Source organism: Kaistia adipata DSM 17808 (genome assembly GCF_000423225.1).
Lineage (GTDB): Bacteria > Pseudomonadota > Alphaproteobacteria > Rhizobiales > Kaistiaceae > Kaistia > Kaistia adipata.
This window is the reverse complement of the sequence record NZ_KE383991.1, coordinates 325,287-347,454: the sequence shown is the minus strand read 5'-3', so window position 1 is coordinate 347,454 and position 22,168 is coordinate 325,287. Positions and strand designations below refer to the sequence as shown.

General features: G+C 68.0%; 18 protein-coding genes and 1 riboswitch. Of the genes, 12 read left to right on the top strand and 6 right to left on the bottom strand.

Annotated features, from left to right (window positions below; all coding sequences use genetic code 11):
- Positions 1-166 precede the first annotated feature (166 nt).
- From G539_RS24895 to G539_RS0114535, 5 genes are all read left to right on the top strand, one after another.
- Positions 167-1,471, top strand: coding sequence for an efflux RND transporter periplasmic adaptor subunit (locus G539_RS24895; protein WP_051231415.1), 1,305 nt, complete (start codon positions 167-169; stop codon positions 1,469-1,471).
- Entirely contained in the window at positions 1,468-4,584 is a 3,117-nt protein-coding gene (locus tag G539_RS0114550) for an efflux RND transporter permease subunit (protein WP_156911984.1), read from the top strand. The genes G539_RS24895 and G539_RS0114550 overlap by 4 nt, the downstream gene beginning before the upstream one ends.
- Before the next feature lie 115 nt (positions 4,585-4,699).
- Positions 4,700-5,401: a type 1 glutamine amidotransferase gene (locus G539_RS0114545; RefSeq protein WP_029075846.1), complete on the top strand. Its 702-nt coding sequence runs from the start codon at positions 4,700-4,702 to the stop codon at positions 5,399-5,401.
- Positions 5,402-5,505: 104 nt separating this feature from the next.
- Complete coding sequence (locus G539_RS0114540) at positions 5,506-6,300, top strand: transporter substrate-binding domain-containing protein (protein WP_029075845.1); 795 nt, start codon at positions 5,506-5,508, stop codon at positions 6,298-6,300.
- 69 nt (positions 6,301-6,369) lie between these two features.
- On the top strand, positions 6,370-7,182 hold the full coding sequence (locus G539_RS0114535) for an amino acid ABC transporter permease (protein ID WP_029075844.1): 813 nt from the start codon (positions 6,370-6,372) through the stop codon (positions 7,180-7,182).
- Positions 7,183-7,593: 411 nt separating this feature from the next.
- Here the strand turns inward: G539_RS0114535 and G539_RS0114525 are convergent, their stop codons facing one another.
- Positions 7,594-8,391 carry a FadR/GntR family transcriptional regulator gene (locus G539_RS0114525; RefSeq protein ID WP_051231413.1) on the bottom strand — a complete coding sequence of 266 codons (798 nt, stop codon included), beginning with the start codon at positions 8,389-8,391 and terminating at the stop codon, positions 7,594-7,596.
- Positions 8,392-8,503: 112 nt separating this feature from the next.
- Between G539_RS0114525 and G539_RS0114520 the strand changes: the two genes are divergently transcribed.
- A complete protein-coding gene (locus tag G539_RS0114520) occupies positions 8,504-9,640 on the top strand; it encodes an alpha-hydroxy acid oxidase (protein ID WP_029075842.1) in 1,137 nt (378 codons plus the stop codon).
- Positions 9,641-9,800: 160 nt separating this feature from the next.
- Here G539_RS0114520 and G539_RS0114510 read toward each other — a convergent pair whose 3' ends face one another.
- Positions 9,801-10,730, bottom strand: a complete 930-nt coding sequence (locus G539_RS0114510; protein ID WP_029075841.1) for a LysR family transcriptional regulator — start codon at positions 10,728-10,730, stop codon at positions 9,801-9,803.
- A gap of 127 nt (positions 10,731-10,857) precedes the next feature.
- Between G539_RS0114510 and G539_RS0114505 the strand changes: the two genes are divergently transcribed.
- Positions 10,858-12,291 (top strand): FAD-linked oxidase C-terminal domain-containing protein, encoded by a 1,434-nt coding sequence (locus G539_RS0114505; protein ID WP_029075840.1) that lies wholly within the window; start codon positions 10,858-10,860, stop codon positions 12,289-12,291.
- Positions 12,292-12,322: 31 nt separating this feature from the next.
- Entirely contained in the window at positions 12,323-13,501 is a 1,179-nt protein-coding gene (locus G539_RS0114500) for an FAD-binding protein (RefSeq protein WP_425402356.1), read from the top strand.
- 72 nt (positions 13,502-13,573) lie between these two features.
- Here G539_RS0114500 and G539_RS0114495 read toward each other — a convergent pair whose 3' ends face one another.
- Positions 13,574-13,909, bottom strand: a complete 336-nt coding sequence (locus tag G539_RS0114495) for a hypothetical protein (RefSeq protein ID WP_029075838.1) — start codon at positions 13,907-13,909, stop codon at positions 13,574-13,576.
- Between the two features lie 120 nt (positions 13,910-14,029).
- Between G539_RS0114495 and glcF the strand changes: the two genes are divergently transcribed.
- Positions 14,030-15,334, top strand: a complete 1,305-nt coding sequence (gene glcF / locus G539_RS0114490) for a glycolate oxidase subunit GlcF (RefSeq protein ID WP_029075837.1) — start codon at positions 14,030-14,032, stop codon at positions 15,332-15,334.
- On the opposite strand, the gene G539_RS24890 is transcribed toward glcF, so the two are convergent.
- Positions 15,298-16,194, bottom strand: a complete 897-nt coding sequence (locus G539_RS24890) for an AraC family transcriptional regulator (RefSeq protein ID WP_051231411.1) — start codon at positions 16,192-16,194, stop codon at positions 15,298-15,300. The two genes, glcF and G539_RS24890, sit on opposite strands and share 37 nt — an antisense overlap.
- 175 nt (positions 16,195-16,369) lie before the next feature.
- Positions 16,370-16,990 carry a TMEM175 family protein gene (locus G539_RS24885; RefSeq protein WP_051231409.1) on the bottom strand — a complete coding sequence of 207 codons (621 nt, stop codon included), beginning with the start codon at positions 16,988-16,990 and terminating at the stop codon, positions 16,370-16,372.
- Between the two features lie 127 nt (positions 16,991-17,117).
- Positions 17,118-17,229: riboswitch (TPP riboswitch) on the top strand.
- A 48-nt stretch (positions 17,230-17,277) separates the two neighbouring features.
- Between G539_RS24885 and thiM the strand changes: the two genes are divergently transcribed.
- The 3 genes from thiM (at position 17,278) to aceB (ending at position 20,447) form a co-directional block, all read left to right on the top strand.
- Positions 17,278-18,108, top strand: a complete 831-nt coding sequence (gene thiM, locus G539_RS0114475) for a hydroxyethylthiazole kinase (protein WP_051231408.1) — start codon at positions 17,278-17,280, stop codon at positions 18,106-18,108.
- Positions 18,108-18,749, top strand: a complete 642-nt coding sequence (thiE, locus tag G539_RS0114470; protein ID WP_029075835.1) for a thiamine phosphate synthase — start codon at positions 18,108-18,110, stop codon at positions 18,747-18,749. The genes thiM and thiE overlap by 1 nt, the downstream gene beginning before the upstream one ends.
- Before the next feature lie 105 nt (positions 18,750-18,854).
- The gene (gene aceB, locus G539_RS0114465) at positions 18,855-20,447 is read left to right on the top strand and encodes a malate synthase A (protein ID WP_029075834.1); all 1,593 of its coding nucleotides are present in this window, start codon (positions 18,855-18,857) and stop codon (positions 20,445-20,447) included.
- Positions 20,448-20,619: 172 nt separating this feature from the next.
- Here the strand turns inward: aceB and G539_RS0114460 are convergent, their stop codons facing one another.
- A complete protein-coding gene (locus tag G539_RS0114460) occupies positions 20,620-22,119 on the bottom strand; it encodes an MDR family MFS transporter (protein WP_029075833.1) in 1,500 nt (499 codons plus the stop codon).
- Positions 22,120-22,168 lie beyond the last annotated feature (49 nt).

Below are 22,168 nucleotides of genomic sequence, written 5' to 3'. Positions count from 1 at the left end.
CGCTGTCGGAAACGGCGGAAACCGGGGGCGTCCGGCCATCCCTCGGCCCGTCCGGCGGCGGCCGGCGGGGCAGCGCAGCCGGCCCGGCGCGGTTCCTTACCGCGAATTAACGGGAAATGGCGGGGCGGCCGCACCATTCCAATCAGACGAGCAAGGAGAACCCGCCATGCGGTATCCGGTCGTCCCGCTGATCCTCGCCGCGATGGTTGCGGCCGCGCTCGCCGGCTGGCAGGGGCTGTTGCCGTCGCCGCTCGGTCCGCGTCCGGCCGCGGTCGCGCCCACGTCCGGAAAGGGCAGGGCGGCCACGCCGCCCTCCGTCGTCGTGGTCACGGCCGAGGGCGGCAGCCTGCCCATTCGCCGCTCGACGATCGGCTGGATCAACTCGACCGCCTCCACCGCCGTGACGACGCAGCAGCAGGGCGTCGTCACCCGCATCGCGCAGCCGAACGGCGCCGACGTGAAGGCGGGCGATCTCCTGGTGCAGCTCGACGACCGGGCGGCCCAGGCGACGCTGGCGCGCGACAAGGCGGCACTCCTGCGCGATCAGGCGACGGTCGTCTCGACGGCCGCCGACCTGCAGCGCGCGCGCGATCTGGTCGCCCGCCAGGTGGATTCGAGCCAGCAGCTCGATCAGGCCGTCGCCGCCGCCTCGAGCGCCGCCGCCGTGGTCACGCTCGACCAGGCCAATATCGATGCCGACCAGGTCGTCGTCGACGACATGCGGATCACCGCGCCGCATGATGGCCGTCTCGGCGCCTTCCCGATCACGGTCGGCAGCCTCGTCCAGCCGGGGACGACGGTGGTGGTGCTGACCGACATGGACCATGTCGAGGCGAACTTCACCGTTTCCGACGCCGATGTCGGCCTGCTGCGGCAGTCCCTCGCCGCCGGCGCCGTGCCGGTCCGCGTCTCTCCGGCGAACGCGTCGAAGGCCAGCGCGCCGGCGGGCGGGAGCGCCACCGTCGCGGCGCGGGGGGCGCCGGCTGACGCCACCGTCGACTTCATCGACAGCAACATCAGCTCCGGCTCCGGCACCATGGCGGTCCGCGCCGCCGTTGCGAACCAGGGCCGCGCGTTCTGGCCGGGGCAGGCCGTCAAGGTCGATATCGACCTGGGCGTGAACGACAATGTCGTCATCGTGCCGACGGTCGCGGTGCAGCCGGGCCAGTCGGGCTCCAACGTGTTCGTGGTCAAGCCGGACGACACAATCGACGTTCGCGCGGTCGACGTCGTCGGGATCGTTGGTGATCGGGCGGGCATCGCCACCGGCCTGCGGGCCGGCGAGAAGGTGGTGACGGAAGGCCAGCTCTCGCTGGCCGCCGGCATGAAGGTCGCGATCCGCCAGCCCGCGGCCGCGCCGGCGGCGCCGCGGCCAGCGCCTGCGGCCCCGGCCGGCGCGGAAGGGGGCCTGGGCGCGCGGAAGAACTCCGCGGCCCCGCTCGCGCTTTCCGGATCGGAGGTCAAGCTGTGAGGATCTCCGAGCTCTGCATCCGCCGTCCCGTCGCCACGACGCTGTTCTTCCTCGGCATCGCCATGGGCGGCATCTTCGCCTATCGGCAGCTGCCCGTCGCGGCCCTGCCGGAGGTCAGCTTCCCGACCATCAGCGTCAGCGCGCAACTGCCCGGCGCCTCGCCGCAGACCATGGCGACGGCGGTGGCGACGCCGCTGATCAAGCAGTTCGAGACCATTTCCGGCATCGACACGATCACCGCCACCAGTTCGCTCGGCAACTCGCAGATCGTGCTGCAGTTCGCGCTGAGCCAGAACATCGACACGGCCGCCGGCGACGTGCAGGCGGCGATCGACCGGGCCGAGCGGCAATTGCCGCCGAACATGCAGAACCCGCCCAGCTACCGGAAGGTCAATCCGGCCGATGCACCGGTGCTGCTGCTCGCCGTGCAGAGCCCGACGCTGCCGATGTCGACCATCGACGACTTCGCCGAGAACGTCATCTCGCCGAGCCTGTCGACCCTGCCCGGCATCGCCCAGGTCGGCGTCTATGGCGGCCAGACCTATGCCGTCCGTGTCCAGGCCGATCCGGACAAGCTCGCCACCCGCAACATCGGGCTCGACCAGATCGCGACGGCGCTCGCCGCCGCGAACGACCAGACGCCCGTCGGCACGATGCAGAACCGGAGCCAGTCCCTCGTCATCGACGCGCCGACCCAGATGGTGAACGCCGACGCGTTCCGGCAGCTGATCATCGCCAATCCGAACGGCGGCCCGGTGCGGCTCTCGGATGTCGCCCGCGTCGTCGACAGTGTCCAGAACACGCAGACGGCCGGCTGGTATGACGGCTCCCGCTCGATCGTGCTCGCGATCCAGCGCCAGCCGAGCGCCAACACCGTCGCGGTCGTCGACGCCGTCAACGCGCAGCTGCCGAAGCTGATGGCGTCCATGCCGGCCTCGATGGCGATCCACGTGCTGAACGACCGCTCGACTTCCATCCGCGCCGCGATCTCCGACGTGCAGGCGACGCTGGCGATCACCATCGGCCTCGTCGTGCTCGTCATCTATCTCTTCCTCGGCAAGGTCTCGGCGACGTTCATTCCGGCGATCTCGGTGCCGCTGTCGCTGGTGGCTGCCTTCGGCGGCATGTATTTCCTGGGCTTCAGCGTCGACAACATCTCGCTGCTCGGCCTGACGCTCGCCGTCGGCCTCGTCGTCGACGACGCCATCGTCATGCTCGAGAACATCATGCGGCATGTCGAGGAAGGCCGGCCGCCCTTCGAGGCCGCGCTGGTCGGCAGCCGCGAGGTCGGCGCCACCATCGTCTCGATGACGCTGTCGCTGGTCGCCGTCTTCCTGCCGGTGCTCTTGATGGGCGGCGTCATCGGCCGGCTGTTCAACGAGTTCGGCATCGTCGTCACGTTGGCGATCGGCGCCTCGATGGTGGTGTCGCTGACCTTGACGCCGATGCTGGCGGCGCGGTTGCCGAGATCCGCCACCAATCCGGCTCGCAGCGGCCCCGCCGCCTGGTTCGAGCGCGCCTTCCTGGCGGTCGAGCGGCGCTATGATCGCGGCGTCGGCTGGTGCCTCGCCCATCGCGTCTCGATCCTGGGCCTCTTCCTCGCCACGGTGGCGGCGTCGGCATGGCTGTTCCTGACGCTGCCCAAGGGTTTCTTCCCGCAGGAGGATATCGGCCTGCTCTCGGTCTCGACCCAGGCGCGGCAGGACATCTCCTTCGACGCGATGGTCGACCTGCAGCGCCAGGTCGAGGCGACGCTCCGCGCCTCGCCCTATGTCGATCACGTCGCTTCCTTCGTCGGCGGCGGGCCGGGCTCGGTGACGCTGAACTCCGCCTCGCTCTCGGTTCAGCTGAAGCCGAAGGACCAGCGGCCGCCGGTCAACGTCATCATGAACGAGCTGCGCGCCGAGCTCGGCCGCATCCCGGGCATCCAGTCCTACATCCAGCCGGTGCAGAACCTCCGCATCGGCGGCGTCAGCTCGCAGAGCGCCTACCAACTCGTGCTGCGGTCGATCGACGAGGCGACGCTGAACGACTGGGCGATCCGGCTGACCCGGGCGATGCGGGCGGATCCGCATTTCGTCGATGTCGCGAACAACCTGCAGAACAACGCGCTGCAGGCGCGCATCGTCGTCGATCGCGACAAGGCGGATTCGATGGGCATACCGGCGGCGACGCTGCGCCAGACGCTCGAGGACGGCTTCGGCACGGCGACGGCGGCGACGATCCAGTCGACCGGATCGAGCTACGACGTCATCCTCGAATACGACCCGGACCTCGCCTGGTCGGACAGCCTGCTTGCCGCGATCCGCGTCCGCTCCACCGCCGGCAATCTGGTGCCGCTGTCGAGCTTCGCCCGCGTCGAGCGCACCTTTGGCCCCGTCACCGTCAACCAGTTCGGCCAGCTGCCGGCGGCGACCCTCTCGTTCAACCTGCCGGACGGCGTGGCGCTGAGCCAGGCGACCGACCAGGTCGAGGTCCTCAAGCAGCAGATCGGCCTGCCGGCCAATGTCTACACCGCCTATGCCGGCACCGCGCAGGTGTTCCAGCAATCGCTGGCGACGCAGGGCATCCTGATCGTCGCGGCGATCCTCACCATCTATGTCGTGCTCGGCATGCTCTATGAGAGCTTCATCCACCCGCTGACCATCCTGTCCGGGCTGCCGGCGGCGGCCTTCGGCGCGCTGCTGGCGCTGAAATGGACGGGGCTCGATCTCTCGGTGATCGCGCTGATCGGCATCCTGATGCTGATCGGCATTGTCAAGAAGAACGCGATCATGATGGTCGACGTCGCCATTGATGGCCAGCGCGAGGCGGGCCTCGCGCCGGAGCCGGCGATCCACCGCGCCGCCGTGCGCCGGTTCCGGCCGATCATGATGACGACCTTCGCGGCGCTTCTCGGCGCCGTGCCGATCGCGCTCGGCACCGGCGCCAGCGCCGAGCTGCGCCAGCCGCTCGGCATCGCGGTCGTCGGCGGCCTGCTCGTCTCGCAGCTTCTGACCCTGTTCATCACGCCGGTGATCTATGTCGAGATGGAGCGCTTCCGACGCTTCCTGGCCGGCCTGCGCAAGGGCGCGCCGGCGCAGAAGCCCACGCCGCGCGCGGCCGGCGAATAGGGCGTCGACGGCGGATGGCCGCAGTCGGGTGTACCGCGCGGTTTCGGGCTGGCGGAATCGTTCGAATGCGCCTCTATAGTGCGAAATCGTCCCACGCTCCGAGCCTGTCATCCGCATGCACATCCTCGTCGTCGAAAACTACCGCGCCACCTCGCTTGGCCTGATCCGTGGCGAGCTGGCCGCGGCCGGCGCCGTCGTCGACATGCGCCGCGCCTATGCCGGCGAGGCGCTGCCCGACGGCCATGAGGGCCATGACGCGATCATCGTGCTTGGCGGCGAGCAGAACGCGCTCGACGACGCGGACTATCCCTACCTGCCGGAGCTCGCGGCGCTGATGCGGGCCTTCGGCGAGGCCGGCAAGTCCGTGCTCGGCATCTGCCTCGGCGCGCAGCTTCTGGCGCGCGGCTACGGCGCCGAGAACATCCTCGGCCGGCCGACCGAGTTCGGCTGGCACGATGTGACGCCGACCACGGCGGGAAGCGCCGATCTCGTCGTCGGCGTGCTCGACGGGCCGTCGCCGCTGTTCCACTGGCATTCCGACACCTTCACCCTGCCGGAGGGCGCCGTGCATCTCGCGACGAGCGCGATGACGCCGAACCAGGCCTTCCGCATCGGCCGCGCCGTCTATGGCATCCAGTTCCATTTCGAGGCGAACACCAATCTGGTGCGCGAGTGGAACGTGGCCTTCGGTGACGTCGCCGCCGAGATCGATCCGGACTGGCCGGCGCGCCATGCCCGCGAGGCGGGCCCGATCGGCAGCCGAGCCGACGCGGCCGGCCATGCGCTGGCGCGGGCCTGGATCGCCACCATCCGCTGAACGGATTCGTCATTCGCCGGCTGAGCGGCTAGACTTCGCGGCAACCGCGCGGCCTGGGGGGCACGCGGGCATCCCGCATCCCCTTCGAACGCTGGAACCTCACCATGCGCTTGTGGAAGACCATCGCACTCGCCGCCGTCGCGGCGCTCGGCGCCTCGTTCGCGAGCGCCGCCGAACTGCCGGACCTTGGCGGCCGCACCATCGTCGCCGTCACCGAGAATGCCTATACGCCGCTCAATTTCGTCGACCCGAAGACGGGCGAGGGGATCGGCTGGGAATATGACGCTTTCAACGAGATCGCAAAGCGCCTCAACGCCAAGGTCGACTGGAAGCTGGCGAGCTGGGACACGATGATCCAGGCGGTGCGTGACGGCCAGTTCGACGTCGGCATGGACGGCATCACCATCAATGACGAGCGCAAGAAGCAGGTCGATTTCTCCGATCCCTACATGGTCTCGCAGCAATTGATGCTGGTGCGGGCAGACGAGAACCGCTTCACCGACGCCGCCAGCTTCAAGCCGAACGACAAGCTGCTGGTCGGCGCGCAGGCCGGCACCACCAATTTCTACGTCGCCGTCTACAACGTGCTCGACGGTGACGAAAAGAACCCGCGCATCAAGCTGTTCGAGACGTTCGGCGCGTCGGTGCAGGCGCTGAAGACCGGCGACGTCGATACCGTGCTGATGGACAAGACCTCGGCCGATGGCTACATCGGCGCCTCGCCGGGTTCGTTCAAGGTCGTCGGCGAGCCGCTCGGCACCGAGGAATTCGGCTTCATTCTGAAGCCCGGCTCGGACCTGACGGCGCCGATCAACGCGGCCATCGCGTCGATGAAGGCCGACGGCACCTTCGACAAGCTGAACCAGAAGTGGTTCTACGAGTATCGCGCCGCGCAGTAGCCGGCACCCTCGGACGCAACCATCGGCCCTCTCTCCGATCCGGGGAGGGGGCGCTCGCCTGAGTTCCCCATGTCGTCACCACCCCGAAAGACCCGCCGCGAGATCCCCTTCTGGCTGCTCGCCATCGGCCTCTTGGGCGTACTGTTCCTGTGGCTGATCACGACGGACGGCAACTACGCCACCATCTTCGCCGCGGTCCGGCAGGGCGTGTTCGTCACGCTCTGGGTGACCTTCGTCGCCTTCGCGCTGGCGACCGCGCTCGGCCTGCTGATCGCGCTTGCCCGCACCTCGCGCCACCGGGTGCTGCGCGAGGTCGCGACCTTCTATGTCGAGATCGTGCGCGGCATCCCGATGCTGGTGCTGCTGTTCTACATGGCCTTCGTCGGCGCGCCGCAGCTGGTCGCGTTCTGGAACTGGGCGCTGGCGACGCCGATCGAGCACGGCCTGTTGCCGGCGCTCTCCGTCCGCGATTTCAGCATGACGGCGCGGGCGATCGCAGCGCTGACCATCGGCTATTCCGCCTTCATCGCCGAGATTTTTCGCGCCGGCATCGAGGCGGTCCCGAAGGGCCAGACGGAAGCCGCGGCCGCCCTCGGCCTCACCCGCATGCAGGTCTTCCGGCTGATCATCCTGCCGCAAGCGACGCGCACCGTGCTGCCGCCGCTCGGCAATGACCTCGTCTCGATGATCAAGGATTCGGCCCTGGTCTCGGTGCTCGGCGTGCAGGACCTGACCCAGCTCGGCAAGGTCTACTCGTCCTCGACCTTCCTGTTCTTCGAGACCTACAACGTCGTCGCGTTCCTCTACCTCGTCATGACGATCGGCCTGTCGCTGCTGGTGCGGGGCCTCGAACGCCACATGGCGAAAAGCGACGCGCGGTAGCGATCAGTCGGGAGGCCTCGCCCCTTCGCCACCCTCCGTCGTCATCCCCGCGAAGGCGGGGATCCATGCATCCGGGGCCTCGGGTGTTTCGCTCCGACCAACCCGGCGGAAATGGATCCCGGCTCGGAGGCCGGGATGACGGCGAGCGTGTGGTTGGTGACGTGCTTCGACGACAGGGGCTTCCCTTTCCCCAGCCTCCGTCGTCATCTCCGCGAAAGCGGGGATCCATGCATCCGGGGTCTCTAGCGTCTTGCGTCCACCAACGTGGCGGAAATGGATCCCGGCTCGGAGGCCGGGATGACGGCGAGCGCGTGGCCGGCGACGTGCTTCGACGGCAGGGGCTTCCCTTTCCCGGCCTCCGCCGTCATCCCTGCGAAAGCAGGGATCCACCTGTCCGACGCCCGGCCGATCCTACTCGCGCCGAACCGGCCGCTTCGCCGTCGCGCGTTCCTCGAACTGCATCAGCCGCAGCGTGCCGATCTCGGCGCGGGCGCCGGCCTCGGCCGCGTCCCGCATCGACGCGGCGACATAGTCGATATGGGTGATCGCAGCCTGGCGCGCGGCTTCGGGATCGCCGGCGCAGATGGCGTCGCGCAGCGCCTTGTGCTGGGCGAGCAACTGGTCGCGCGAGCCAGCCTGGCCGTAGAGCCGGCTGCGGTTGTAGAACACACCATCGGCGAGCAGCCGGTAGCAGGCGCGCAGCACGTGGATGATGACGATGTTGTGTGTCGCCTCGCCGATCGCCTGGTGGAATTCTACGTCGAGTGCCGCCTCGCGGCGGAAGTCGGCCTTGTCGTGTTCCGCTTCCATCGCCTCGATGATGCGGCCGAGGATGGTGCGGTCGGCCTCGGTGGCGCGCTCCGCCGCCATCGCCGCGGCGCTCGCCTCGATCTCGCGGCGGAATTCGAGGTAGTCGCCGCCGGCCTTGGGCGATTGCGCGATCAGGTCCACGATCGGCGCGGCGAAGACCGAACCTTCGATGGCGGCCACATAGGTGCCGCCACCGGGCCGGCTCTCGACCAGGCCGCGCCCCTCCAGTGCCTTCAGCGCATCGCGCAGGATCGGCCGCGACACGCCGAGCGTCGCCGACAGGTCGCGCTCGCCCGGCAGCTTGTCGCCGGGATGCAGCACACCCTCGAGCACGAGCATCTCGATCTGGCGGGCGACCTCGTCGGCGGTGGCGCGGGAAGGAATCTGTTGAAACACCATGCGGAAGAGCCTATCAGCAGAAATCAGGAAGTGGTCAAGAAATTGATCCAGTTAGCGGGCGCGACCCGCATCTCAAGAAAACAGACCAAGTTGGAGCGGCGCCATGGGCGGCTTGAAGGACGCGACGAGCATTGCAGACCTGAGATTGCTGGCGAAGCGCCGCGTGCCGCGCGCCTTCTTCGACTATGCCGATCGTGGCTCCTACAATGAGGAGACGATCGACGCCAACTCGGCCGACTTCAAGGCGCTGAAGCTGCGCCAGCGGGTGATGGTCGACGTTTCGAACCGCTCGACCGAAGTGACACTGCTCGGCGAGAAGTTCGCCTATCCCTTCGCCTTCGCGCCGACGGGCCTGACCGGCATGCAGCATGCCGATGGCGAGATCCTCGCGGCAAAGGCCTGCGAGAAGGCCAACATCCCGTTCGCGCTGTCGACCATGTCGATCTGCTCGATCGAGGACGTCGCCGCCGCCACCTCGCGTCCGTTCTGGTTCCAGCTCTACGTGATGAAGAACCGCAACTTCGCCAAGCAGCTGGTCGAGCGCGCCATCGCCGCCAAGTGCTCGGCGCTGATCCTGACGCTCGACCTGCAGGTGCAGGGCCAGCGTCACCGCGACATCAAGAACGGCATGACCGTGCCGCCGCAGATCAAGCTGCACAACGTCCTCGACATGGCGACCAAGCTGCCGTGGGCCTTCGAGGTGCTGGGCAGCAAGCACAAGACCTTCGGCAACCTGACCGGCGTCGAGGGCATGAGCGGCGTCAAGTCGCTCGGCCAGTGGATCTCGGGCCAGTTCGACCCGGCGCTGAACTGGGACGACGTCGCCTGGATCCGCTCGATCTGGCCGGGCAAGCTGATCCTGAAGGGCGTGCTCGACGTGGGTGACGCGCAGAAGGCGGTCAACACCGGCGCCGACGCCATCGTCGTCTCCAACCATGGCGGCCGCCAGCTCGACGGCGCTCCGTCGGCGATCTCGCGCCTGCCGCGCATCGTCGACGCGGTCGGCACCAAGACCGAGATCCTGTTCGACAGCGGCATCCGCTCGGGCCAGGACGTGCTGCGGGCGCTCGCGCTCGGCGCCAAGGGCTGCATGATGGGCAAGGCCTTCCTGTTCGGCCTCGGCGCCGGCGGCGAGGCGGGCGTCTCCAAGGTGATCCAGATCATCGGCAAGGAGCTCGACGTCTCGATGGCCCTGACTGGCCGCCGCACGCTCGCCGAGATCGACGACACCGTCATTGACCGGGGTTGAGCCCGTCGCATCCCGGTCCTGCTGCTTGGGCAGTTGGCAACGGCTGCCGCGGCCGCCTATGTGATGGCGGCGGCGGTGGTCCCGGTGGCGCTCTTCGTGTGGATGTTGGTGCGGCGGATCCGGTCGCACCACGCGGATGGCGACGGCGCCGACTGAGGGATCAGGCGCGCGCCGGCACCAGGATCTGGTCGAGGCCCTCGTCCCATTTCGGTCGCTCGCCATAGAGGCCGGCGAGGTGGTCGATGAAGAGCCTGACCTTGGCGGCGAGGAAGCGCCGGCTCGGATAGACGGCATGCACCGCGACATGGCGCGAGGCGCGATAGGCCGGCAGCACGATGGCGAGCCGGCCCTCGCGCAGTTCCGGCCCGACGTCCCAGGTGGAGCGGAAGGCGATGCCGAGTCCGGCGAGCACGGCCTCGCGCACCACCTCGTTCGAATTGGTCCGGAGCCGGCCCTCGACATGCACGGTCACCGGGCCGTCCGGGCCTTCCAGCCGCCAGGGATCCTGGCTGGCGGTCGCCAGCAGCGAATGCCGCGAGAGGTCGGCGATCGTCTTCGGGGTGCCGTGTTCGGCGAGATAGGCCGGCGTCGCGCAGAGCAGGCGGTGATTCGGCGCCAGTCGCCGCGCCACCAGGCTCGAATCGGTCAGTTCGGCGATCCGGATCGAGACGTCGACGCTGTCCTTTACCAGGTCGACGAACTCGTCCGACAGTACGAGATTGACGGTGAGGCCGGGATTGGGCGCCAGGAAGGGGCCGAGATAGGGCGCGACATGCAGCCGGCCGAAGGTGGTCGGCGCCGACACCTTGAGCGTGCCGCGCGCGACGTCAGAGCGCCGGCTGACGAAGGATTCGGCCTCGTCGATCGAGGCGAGGATCTGCACGACGCGGTCGTGGAAGCCGCGGCCCGCCTCGGTCAGCGCGATCTGGCGGGTGGTCCGCTGCAAGAGCCGCGTGCCGAGCCGGTCCTCCAGCCGCTTCAATCTTTTGGAGACGACGGCCGGCGAAAGGCCGAGTTCGCGCCCCGCCGCCGAAAGGCTGCCGGCGGTGACGACGCGGGCGAAGATTTCCATGTCCGACAGGGCGCTCATTGGCGGTCATACTGGCAAAAAAGCCGGGTAACTTTCAATCCTGCGGAAAGGATGATTGTTTTCAATCCCGGCTTGGGTACAAACCTTTCCACGCTTAGATTGGTTCTGAAGTGGAAGGGAGGATGCCATGTCCGTGATTGAAATCCCGAAACCGGACCCGCGCATCCTGGCGCGTCGCGATGCGATCATCGCCGGTCTCGCCGCCCTGTTGCCGCCCACCTCGCTGATCACCGAGGAGGACGAGCGCCGCGCCTATGAGACCGACGCGCTCACGGCCTATCGCCGGGTGCCGCTCGCCGTCGTGCTGCCGGAAACCACCGAGCAGGTTTCCAAGGTGTTAACATTCCTGAACCAGGAAGGCGTCAAAGTCGTCGCCCGCGGCGCCGGCACGTCGCTCGCCGGCGGCGCGATCCCGAGCGAGGACGCCGTCGTGCTCGGTGTCTCGAAGATGAACCGCATCCTCGACGTCGACACCGTCAACCGCACCATCCGGGTCGAGGCCGGCGTCACCAATCTCGGCGTCACCGCCGCCGTCTCGCATCTCGGCTTCTTCTACGCGCCCGATCCGTCGAGCCAGCTCGCCTGCACCATCGCCGGCAACATCGCGATGAACTCCGGCGGCGCGCACTGCCTGAAATACGGTGTCACCACCAACAACGTTCTCGGCGTGAAGATCGTCCTGATCGACGGCACGATCGTCGAGATCGGCGGCGCCCATCTCGATTCCGGCGGGCTGGACCTGCTCGGCCTCGTCGTCGGTTCCGAGGGCCAGTTCGGTGTCGTCACCGAGGCGACGCTGCGCATCCTGCCCATGGCCGAAGGCGCTCGCCCGATGCTGATGGGCTTCCAGTCGGCGGAGGACGCCGGCGCCTGCGTCGCGGCGATCATCGCTTCCGGCATCATTCCGGTGGCGATCGAATATATGGACAAGCCGGCGATCAAGGTCTGCGAGGCCTTCGCCCATGCCGGCTATCCGCTCGACGTCGAGGCGCTCCTGATCATCGAGGTCGAGGGTTCCGAGGCCGAGATCGAGGACCTGATCGGCCGCATCACCAAGATCGCCGCAGACTACAACCCGTCCGGCCTGCGCATCTCGCAGTCCGAGGCCGAGAGCGCCGCGATCTGGAAGGGCCGCAAATCCGCCTTCGGCGCCATGGGCCGGCTTGCCGATTATATCTGCATGGACGGCACCATCCCGACCGGCCAGCTCTCCGCCGTGCTGACCGGCATCGCCAGGATCTGCGACGGCTACGGCCTGCGCGTCTCCAACATCTTCCACGCCGGCGACGGCAATTTGCACCCGCTCGTCCTCTTCAACGCCAACGACCCGGCGGAACAGGAGAAGGCGGAGCGATGCGGCGAGGACATCCTCAAGCTCTGCGTCGATCTCGGCGGCTGCCTGACCGGCGAGCACGGCGTCGGCATCGAGAAGCGCGACCTGATGACCTACCAGTTCAACACGATCGATCTCGACCAGCAGATGCGGGTCAAGAGCGCGCTCGATCCGCAATGGCTGCTCAATCCGCACAAGGTGTTTCCGCTTGCGGGGCGTCCGGTCTGATGATGCCCGCAGTCCCGTCCTTTCAGAAAGCATGCCGATGACGTCGATCCTTCTCCCCGACACCGAGGCCGAGATCGAGGCGATCGTGCATGAGGCGGCTCAGTCGCGCAGCGGGCTTGCGATCCACGGCGGCGGCACGCGTGCCATCGGCGGCCATGTCCATGTCGACCGCACGCTGTCGCTGCAGCAGATGAGTGGCATCACGCTCTACGAGCCGTCCGAGCTGGTCATCTCGGCTCGCGCCGGCACCCCGATGGCGGAGATCGAGGCGACGCTTGCCGTCAACCGGCAGCGCCTGCCGTTCGAGCCGATCGACTATCGCCGCCTGCTCGGCGGCCACGGCACCCCGACGATCGGCGGCGTCACGGCTTCGAACAGCTCCGGCCCGCGCCGGATCCAGGCCGGCGCAGCGCGCGACTCGCTGATCGGTATCCGCGCCACCACCGGCCGCGGCGAGACGATCAAGTCCGGCGGCCGGGTGATGAAGAACGTCACCGGCTACGATTTCGTCAAGCTGATGGCGGGCTCCTGGGGCACGCTCGGCATCCTGACCGAGGTCACCTACAAGCTTCTGCCCGAGGTCGAGACCGAGACGACGCTGCTCTTTTCCGGGCTCTCGGCCGAACGCGCGGTCGCGGCGATGACCGAGGCGCTGGCGACGCCTTTCGAGATCACCGGCGCGGCGCATCTGCCGGCCGTCGACGGCGCACCGTCGCGTACGCTGCTGCGGCTGGAGGGATTCGCGGCATCGGTCGCGTACCGCATCGGCCGGCTCGAGGCGGTGCTTCGGCCGTTTGGCGCATTCGAGGAAATCGGCCTCGAGGCCTCCCGCGTGCTCTGGAAGGCGATCCGCGACGTCGAGGCGCTGGAGGCCCCGCGCGACGCCGTCATCTGGCGCATTTCGGTGCGGCCGAGCGACGGTCCCGCGATCGGTGCGAAGCTGGAAGCTTCCCTGGGCGCCCGGCTTCTCTACGACTGGGCCGGCGGCCTGATCTGGGCGAGCGTTCCGGCCGATGGCGACGGCGGTGCGGCGATCGTGCGCGGCGCAGTTGCTGCCGCGGGCGGCCATGCGCTTCTGGTGCGTGGTTCGTCGGCGCTTCGGGCGGCGGTTCCCGTCTTCCAGCCCGAGGCGGCGCCCGTCGCCGCCATGGCGCGCCGGATCCGCGAGACCTTCGACCCGGCCGGCATCCTGAACCCCGGACGGATGTGAGCCATGCTCCCGGCCGCATCAGACGCGGGATGGCCACCGGCGCGCATCGGCGCCGGGGCCGGCCTGTCGGCCTTACTCGGTGAAGCGGACCACGCCGACTTCGCAGACGTCGATGCCCTCGAGCGTGGCTTCGCCGTCGTCGACGAAGACGCCCTTGAAGTCGAATTTGCAGTAGCCGCTGCCGTCATCCATGTTGATGGTGACCGAGCCGCCCGCGGGTACGAGGTCGTCGCCGAGAATGTCCTCTTCCCATTCGCTGGTACCGACATTCGAGGCGTAGAATTCGTTCAGGTCGCTGCTGGTCTCGTTGATGATCTTGACCTTGCGGTTTTCCGCATTGGCCGCGCCGGCGAGAACGAGCGAAGAGACGACAACCGCACCGACGGCCGTCCAAAGACGAAACTGCATTACACATCCCCTGATTGCGCCGACGAGATGTCGCGCCCGTCGCCAATGCCAGATGCTCCCGGGGCGCGCAAGCCGGATTGTGCGTCGTCCATAACCCCGCCCGCCGTGGCCGAGTGATCCATGCAGACCAGCTTTACCCTTGCCCAGCTCGCCGACCCGGATGTTCGGGAATCCGAAAAGATTCTGCGCACTTGCGTGCATTGCGGCTTCTGCACGGCGACCTGTCCGACCTATGTGCTGCTCGGTGACGAGCTCGACAGCCCGCGCGGCCGCATCTACCTGATCAAGGACATGCTGGAGGGCGGCAAGCCCGCTACCGAGCAGGTCGTCAAGCATGTCGATCGCTGCCTGTCCTGCCTCTCCTGCATGTCGACCTGCCCGTCTGGCGTGCATTACATGCATCTCGTCGATCATGCCCGCGCGCATATCGAAAAGACCTATCGCCGGCCGCTCGCCGACCGCGTCGTCCGCGCGGCGCTTTCGACCGTTCTGCCGCATCGCAACCGCTTCCGCTTCGCCCTTGTCGGCGCGGCGGCGGCGCGTCCCTTCGCCGGCCCGATCGGCAAGGTGCCGGGCTTCAAGCGCATCGGTGCCATGCTCAAGCTGGCGCCGCGCTTCCCGCATGGCCGCTCGGCCTCGGAAGGTCCCGGCACGTTCCCGGCGCAGGCGGAGCGGCGCGGCCGCGTCGCGCTGCTGTCCGGCTGCGTCCAGCCGGTTCTCGACCCCGCGATCAACGAGGCGACGATCCGCCTACTGAACCGCGTCGGCGTCGAGGTGGTGATCGCCAAGGGCGAGACCTGCTGCGGCTCGCTCGCGCATCACATGGGCAAGTCCGACCAGGCGCACGAGACGGCGAAGCTCACCATCGACGCCTGGATCGCCGAAATGGACGGCGCCGGGCTCGACGCCATCATCATCACAGCGTCCGGCTGCGGCACCACGATCAAGGACTATGGCTTCATGTTCCGAGAGGATCCCGCCTATGCCGAGAAGGCGAAGCGGGTCTCGGCGATCGCCAAGGACATCACCGAATATCTCGAGAGCCTGAAGCTCGAGCCGGTCGCGCCGCCGGCGCCGCTGACCGTGGCCTATCATTCCGCCTGCTCGATGCAGCACGGCCAGCAGATCAAGACGACGCCGAAAACGCTGCTGTCGAAGGCCGGGTTCACCGTGCGCGACGTACCGGAAGGGCATCTCTGCTGCGGCTCGGCCGGTACATACAACATGCTGCAGCCGGAGCTGTCGCAGCAGTTGAAGGCCCGCAAGCTCGGCAACATCGCCAAAGTCGGCCCCGACGTGGTCGCGACCGGCAATATCGGCTGCATCACCCAGCTCTCCGACGGCGCCGGCGTCCCGGTCGTGCACACGATCGAGCTGCTGGACTGGGCCTATGGCGGACCGAAGCCGGCGGGCATCGCCGGCTGACCCTCGTTGTCGGCCGGCTGCAGCGGCAGGTAGATGTCCGTCAGCAATTCTGTCGGCGCGACGTCACGCGGGTTGTTCAGATACTCCTCGAAGATCGGGGCATTCGCGGCCTCGCGCCCGGACGCCGGCAGCCAAACTCCCATCAGCCAGCGATAGGCGCCGCGCATGTCGGCATAGGGGCCCTTGTAGCGTAGCCGTGCATGGGCCCCGCCTGCGATCGTGGTCGTGACGAGCGGCGGCGCCGGGCTCGCACCGGGTGCCGCCGTTGCGCAGGCGATGGAGCGGAGCGCTTCTTGTGGCACGAGATCGGGATCATCCATGAAGAGCCCGATCATGCGTGGCCCGGTACCGAGCAGCGACTGGGCGGCGAGGGCGCCGAAGAGTGTTCCGAATGCCTGGTCGATCTGCATGTAGCTGCCGCGATGCGCGACGCCGACCAGTTGCAACGCCGACGCCGGCTCGATCAAGACGGGAAAGGCGGTCTCATCGCCGCGCGCTTCCGCGCGTGCAAAGGCCGCGTGACTGCCCCGGGCGCGATACTCGGCGGGCGCGCTGCCATAGGCGTCCTTGAAAGCGCGGCCGAACGCTTCCACGGCCGAGTAGCCGGCAAGGCCGGCAATTTCCCTGATCGCCATGGCTGAATTGGCCAGCCGCTCCGCCGCGCGCAGCAGGCGTAGCCTGCGGATCGTCGTCGCGATGGTCTCGCCGCGCATGGCCGTGTAGATGCGATGCCAATGATAGGGCGACAGGCAGGCGACCTCGGCCAGGTTCTCGATGGTGATCGTGTCGTCCAGATTGGCGTAGATGTGATCGACGACCCGGTTCAGCCGCGCCTCGTAGAGCTGTGTGGAGGAGTTCATTGTCATGTTCGCCTCTGAGATTGTCCGTCGTCCTCATCCTGCATGGCGTGACATGATAAATCCTGCGGAGTTGCTCCGACCAAGCCGCTGGACTGGGCCTATGGCAGACCGAAGCCGGCGGGCATCGCCGGCTGACCCGGAGCATGCGGGCGGGAGGTTCCGCTATCCGCGCCGATCATCCCGATGGCCCGTGCGGGCCTGCCGTGTCGCCCTGCGCGTGAGCGGATAGAAGCACCCGCTCCACCCGCTTGTCGGGGACGAGCCAGATCAGCGCCACGGCGACGTAGCAGGCGATCGCGATCCAGGGGCTGACGAAGGCGAGCCCGATCGCTGCTGCGTAGATGACGACCGAGATCCGGCCCTTGCGATCGTGGCCGAAGGCGATCGCCAGCGGAGAATCCCGGCCCTCCAGCGCGATCAGCGCGCGGGCCAGGATGTAGTAGGCGATGCCGCTCATCATCAGCACGAAACCGTAGAGCGCGACGGGCACGGACTCGATGTGGTTCTCGCCCATCCAGGCGGTCGTAAACGGGGTCAGCGACATCCAGAACAGAAGGTGCAGATTGGCCCAGAGCACGCCGCCGCGGACGTGATGGACGGCATGGAACATGTGGTGGTGGTTGTTCCAGTAGATGCCGATCATGACGAAGCTCAGCACATAGCTGAGAAAGACCGGCAGCAGCGGCAGCAGCGCGTGGATGTCGACCGAGTGCGGCACCTCGAGTTCCAGCACCATGATCGTGATGATGATGGCGATCACGCCGTCGCTGAACGCCTCGATCCGGCCCTTGCCCATGCCCGTCGCTCCGCCCGCTGTGCAGCGACAGGCTACGCGCGTCGCGACCGACTCACCAGTCCGCCGGGATCCGGGCGGGCCGGCGGCGACGCCCCTTGCGCGCGGGGCGACCCGTGATAGGGTCCCGCTCGTCTCATCGGGGTGCCCTGATTCATCTGAATCCTGGCTGAGAGGTCTTCGGACTAACCCGCGAACCTGATCCGGATCATGCCGGCGGAGGGATTGAGCCAAGCGCGCAGATGCTCTTGCCGTCTTCCGTCCTGCGTCAAAGCAAAGGACGTCTTCTCATGCCTGCCACCAACCAATCGCCCGTTTCGATCGCCGAGGCCGCCGCCGCGCTCGACGCCATGCGCGCCGCCCGGCCGCTGGTGCAGAACATCACCAACTACGTCGCCATGACGATCTCGGCCAATGTGCTGCTCGCCGTCGGCGCATCGCCCGCCATGGTGCATTCCGAAGCCGAGGTCGACGAGTTCGTCGCGATCTCGAACGCCCTCGTCATCAACATCGGTACGCTCTCGCCCGACTGGCTGCCCGGCATGCGCAAGGCGGCCGCGCGCGCCGTGGCGCTCGGCAAACCGTGGGTGCTGGATCCGGTCGGCTGCGGCGCGACAAAGTTCCGCACCGATTTCGCCGTCGAGATGAGCCGCGCCCATCCGGCCATCATCCGCGGCAATGCCAGCGAGATCATGAGCCTCGCCGGCGCGGCCGGGGCAGGGGGCAAGGGCGTCGACTCGACCGCCTCGTCCGACGCCGCGCTCGCCGCCGGCAAGGCGCTGGCGCGCGCGACGGGCGCTGTCGTCGCGATCACCGGCGAGACGGACTATGTCACCGATGGCGGCCGGGTCGCGGCGATCACCGGCGGCAGCGCGCTGATGCCGTTGTCGACAGCGCTCGGCTGCGCGCTCTCCGCCACCGTGGCGGCCTTCGCGGCCGTCCGCCCGCCCTTCGACGCGGCCGTCGCGGCGCTCGCCGTCTATGGCGCGGCCGGCGCGGTCGCCGCGTCGCGCGTCAACGGGCCCGGGCATCTGCCGGCGGAGCTTTGCGACGCGCTTCACAATGCCGATGCGGCTATGATCGCCGCCAATGCGTCGATCACTCTCATCGAGGAATCGTAATGGCCATTCCGTTCGACCTTTCGCTCTATCTGATCACCGATGCGCGGCTCGCGGGCCCGCGCGGGGTCGTCGAGACGGTGCGGCAGGCGATTTCAGGCGGCGTCACCCTGGTGCAGCTGCGCGATCCCGACGCCTCGACGCGCTCGCTGATCGAGACCGCCGAGGCGCTGCTGGGCGTGCTGCGGCCGCATGGCATTCCGCTCATCATCAATGACCGCGTCGACGTCGCGCTCGCCGTTGGCGCGGAGGGCGTGCATGTCGGCCAGAGCGACATGCCGACCGACAAGGTGCGCGCGCTGATCGGGCCGGATCGCATCCTCGGGCTCTCGACCTCGACCTTCGCGCAGGTTGCCGGCGGCGATCTCGGCCCGGCCGACTATCTCGGCATCGGCCCGCTTTTCGCGACGCCCACCAAGACCAACGCCTCGACGCCGATCGGCTTCGACGGGCTGGCCGAGCTCGTCGCGCGGGCGCCGCTGCCGGTGGTGGCGATCGGCGGCATCAAGCCCGATCATGTCGAGCGGGCGCTGGCCGCCGGCGCGGATGGCGTCTCCGTCGTCTCGGCGATCATGGCGGCGGAAGACCCGGCCCAAGCGGCGCGCGACTTCGCCGAAAGGATCGAGCGCTACCGCGCGCAATAGGCTGACTTGTTCCTGTTTGGAAAAAGTTCTGCCCTGTTCCCGCATGTTCAGTTGAAGACGGCGGCGTGGCATAGTCCGCGCCGACCTGTCACCCGAGGAGAGATCATGTCCGCCACCAACGCTGAACGCCTTGTCGTCAAGGGCGCCATCGGGCCGCGCTTCGACGAGATCCTGACGCCTGAAGCGCTCGCCTTCGTCGCCGAGTTGCATGGCCGCTTCGATGCGAAGCGCCGCGCGCTGCTCGAGTTCCGCAACGAGCGCCAGGTCTACTTTGACAAGGGCGGCCTGCCGGACTTCCTGCCCGAGACCAAGGCGATCCGTGAGGGCGACTGGAAGGTGGCGCCGATCCCGGCCGACCTGCAGGATCGCCGCGTCGAGATCACCGGCCCGGTCGACCGCAAGATGATCGTCAACGCGCTCAACTCCGGCGCGAAGGTCTTCATGGCGGACTTCGAGGACGCCTCCTCGCCGGTCTGGGCCAACATGGTCGAGGGCCAGATCAACCTGAAAGATCGCTGGGCCAACAAGATCGACTTCACCGATCCGCGCGGCAAGGAATACAAGCTCGGCGCCAATCCGGCCGTGCTGATCATCCGTCCGCGCGGCTGGCACCTGCCCGAGCGCCACATCACCTTTGACGGCAAGGACGCGTCTGGCTCGCTGGTCGATTTCGGCCTCTATGTCTTCCACAACGCCAAGGCTGCGCTGGCGCAGGGTTCGGGCCCGTATTTCTACCTGCCCAAGACCGAGAGCCATCTGGAGGCGCGTCTCTGGGACGAGGTCTTCACCTATGCCGAGGCGGCGCTCGGCCTCAAGCACGGCACGATCAAGGCGACGGTGCTGATCGAGACGCTGCCGGCTGCCTTCGAGATGGACGAGATCCTCTACGAGCTGAAGGACCACATGGCCGGCCTCAATTGCGGCCGCTGGGACTACATCTTCTCGTTCATCAAGACGCTGCGCAACAACAGCGACTACCTGCTGCCGGATCGCGGCCAGGTCGTCATGGGCAAGGCGTTCCTGCTCGCCTATTCGGAGCTCTTGATCAAGACCTGCCACCGCCGCGGCGCCTTCGCCATGGGCGGCATGGCGGCGCAGATCCCGGTCAAGAACAATCCGGAAGCGAACGCCGCCGCCTTCGCCCGCGTCAAGGCCGACAAGGAGCGCGAGGCCAATGCCGGTCATGACGGCACCTGGGTCGCGCATCCGGATCTCGTGCCGGTCGCCATGGAGGTCTTCGACCGCCTGATGCCGACGCCGAACCAGCTCGGCAAGCTGCGCGAGGAAGTCTCCTTCGGCCAGAAGGACATGCTCGCGATCCACGAGGGTACGCGCACGGAAGAGGGTCTCCGCCACAACATCCGCGTCGGCGTCCAGTACATCGAGGCGTGGCTGCGCGGCCGCGGCGCGGTGCCGATCTACAATCTGATGGAAGACGCGGCGACGGCCGAGATCAGCCGCGCGCAGATCTGGCAGCAGCTGAACTTCGAGGCGACGCTGGAAGACGGCCAGAAGGTGACGGAAGAGCTCTTCCGTCGCGCGCTGGCCGAGGAGATGGAAGTCGTGAAGGGCGAAGTCGGCCCGGACAACTACGCCGCCGGCCGTTTCCCGGAGGCGATCGACCTCTTCGCCAAGCTCTCGACCGCCAAGACCTTCGAGGCCTTCCTGACGGTCCCGGCCTACAAGCTGATCGACTGATCCCGACCGACGCGCACGGCGCGTCCGATGCAGGCGGCGGCAGGCTGATGCAGCTTGCCGCCGGCACACTTCGAGGCAGGCTGGCCGGGTCGGGGGCACCGCTGCCATCCGGCGATGCGGCATTCCATGCCGGCGTCGCGCGCCGGCATGGTGGAGCGGGGTCGCGAAGCGGTCAGTGCTCCATGCTGGTGGGCGCGGAGACGCGCCCACCACGGAGTGGCCGCTCTTCCATGACGAGGAGCAGGACGAGCGCGATCGCCGCGCAGATACCGGCCGCGATGAAAATGCCCGTGAAGGCGCCGGCGAGCGAAACGCCCGACTCTGCCGCCGAGGCGATCTTCGCCTCGACCGAGGTTCCCGCGTCGTCCGAGATGGTGCCGAGACCCGCGAGCAGGATGGCGCCGAAGGCCGCCACGAGGATCGCGCTGCCGAGCGAGCGCATGAAGTTCACGGCCGCGGTCGCGGTGCCGAGATGGTGCAGCGCGACGGCGTTCTGGGCGACGACGAGCGTGACCGGGAAGAGCGTGCCGAGACCCGCGCCGATGATTCCGAGCAGCACCTGGATGGTGATGGTGTCGAGATCGGCGGCGAAGGCGGCCAGCATGAAGGTGAGGAGGATCGCGACGATCAGGCCGACGACCGGCGACCGCTTGTAGTGGGTGACGCGCGCCATCACCCGGCCGGAGAACTGGGCGCCGAAGACCGTGCCGATCGACAGCGGAATGAGCGCGAAGCCGGACTCGGCCGCCGACAGATGCTTCACCGACTGGAAGAAGAGCGGCATGTAGATCGAAAGGCCGACCATGGTGCCGATGCCGAAGAAGCCGGCGAGCGTCGCCGTCGCGACGACTTGGTCGCGCAGCACGCCGACCGGCAGGAACGGCTCCGGCGCGGTCAGAACGCGCAGCGTGAACAGCGCCCAGGCCACCACCGAGCCGGCGACAAGGCCGAGGATCTGCAACGACAGCCAGGGATAGGACACGCCACCCCAGCTGATGGCGAGCAGCAGCAGCACCGAGGCGATCACCAAGAGCAGCGCTCCGACGACGTCGAGCCGGTGCGGACGGTTGTTCTGCGGCAGCTTCTTCAGCGCGTTGAACGTCATCAGGAAGGCGATGAGGCCGAGCGGAATGTTGATCCAGAAGATCAGCGACCAGTGGAACGCCTCGGAGAGCACGCCGCCCAGCACCGGGCCGGCGACGCTCGAGAGCGCGAACACGGCGCCGAAATAGCCCATGTACTTGGCGCGTTCCTTCGGCGAGATGGCGTCGCCGACGATGGTGTTGGCGAGCGAGATCAGGCCGCCGCCGCCGAGGCCCTGCAGGAAGCGCGCGAGGATCAGCGCCGTCATGGTCGGCGCGATCGCGCAGGCGATCGAGCCGATGATGAAGATCACGATAGCGATCAGCATCACGGTGCGGCGGCCATGGATGTCGGAGAGCTTGCCGTAGAGCGGCGTCACCGCGGTCGACGACAGCAGATAGGCGGTGACAACCCAGGCGATATTCTGCAGGTCGCCGAGCTCGCGGCCGATGGTCGGCAGCGCCGTCGCGATGATCGTCTGGTCGAGCGCGGCCAGGAACATGGCCAGCATGACGCCGATGATGATCGAGCGGACGGTCGCGTGGTCGAGCGGAGGCGGGCCGGGGCGCGCCGAAGCGGAAGCATCCATGAGATCTGTCGCCAATGTTCGTATCGTCCGCCGGGGGAGGGCGGGCCCC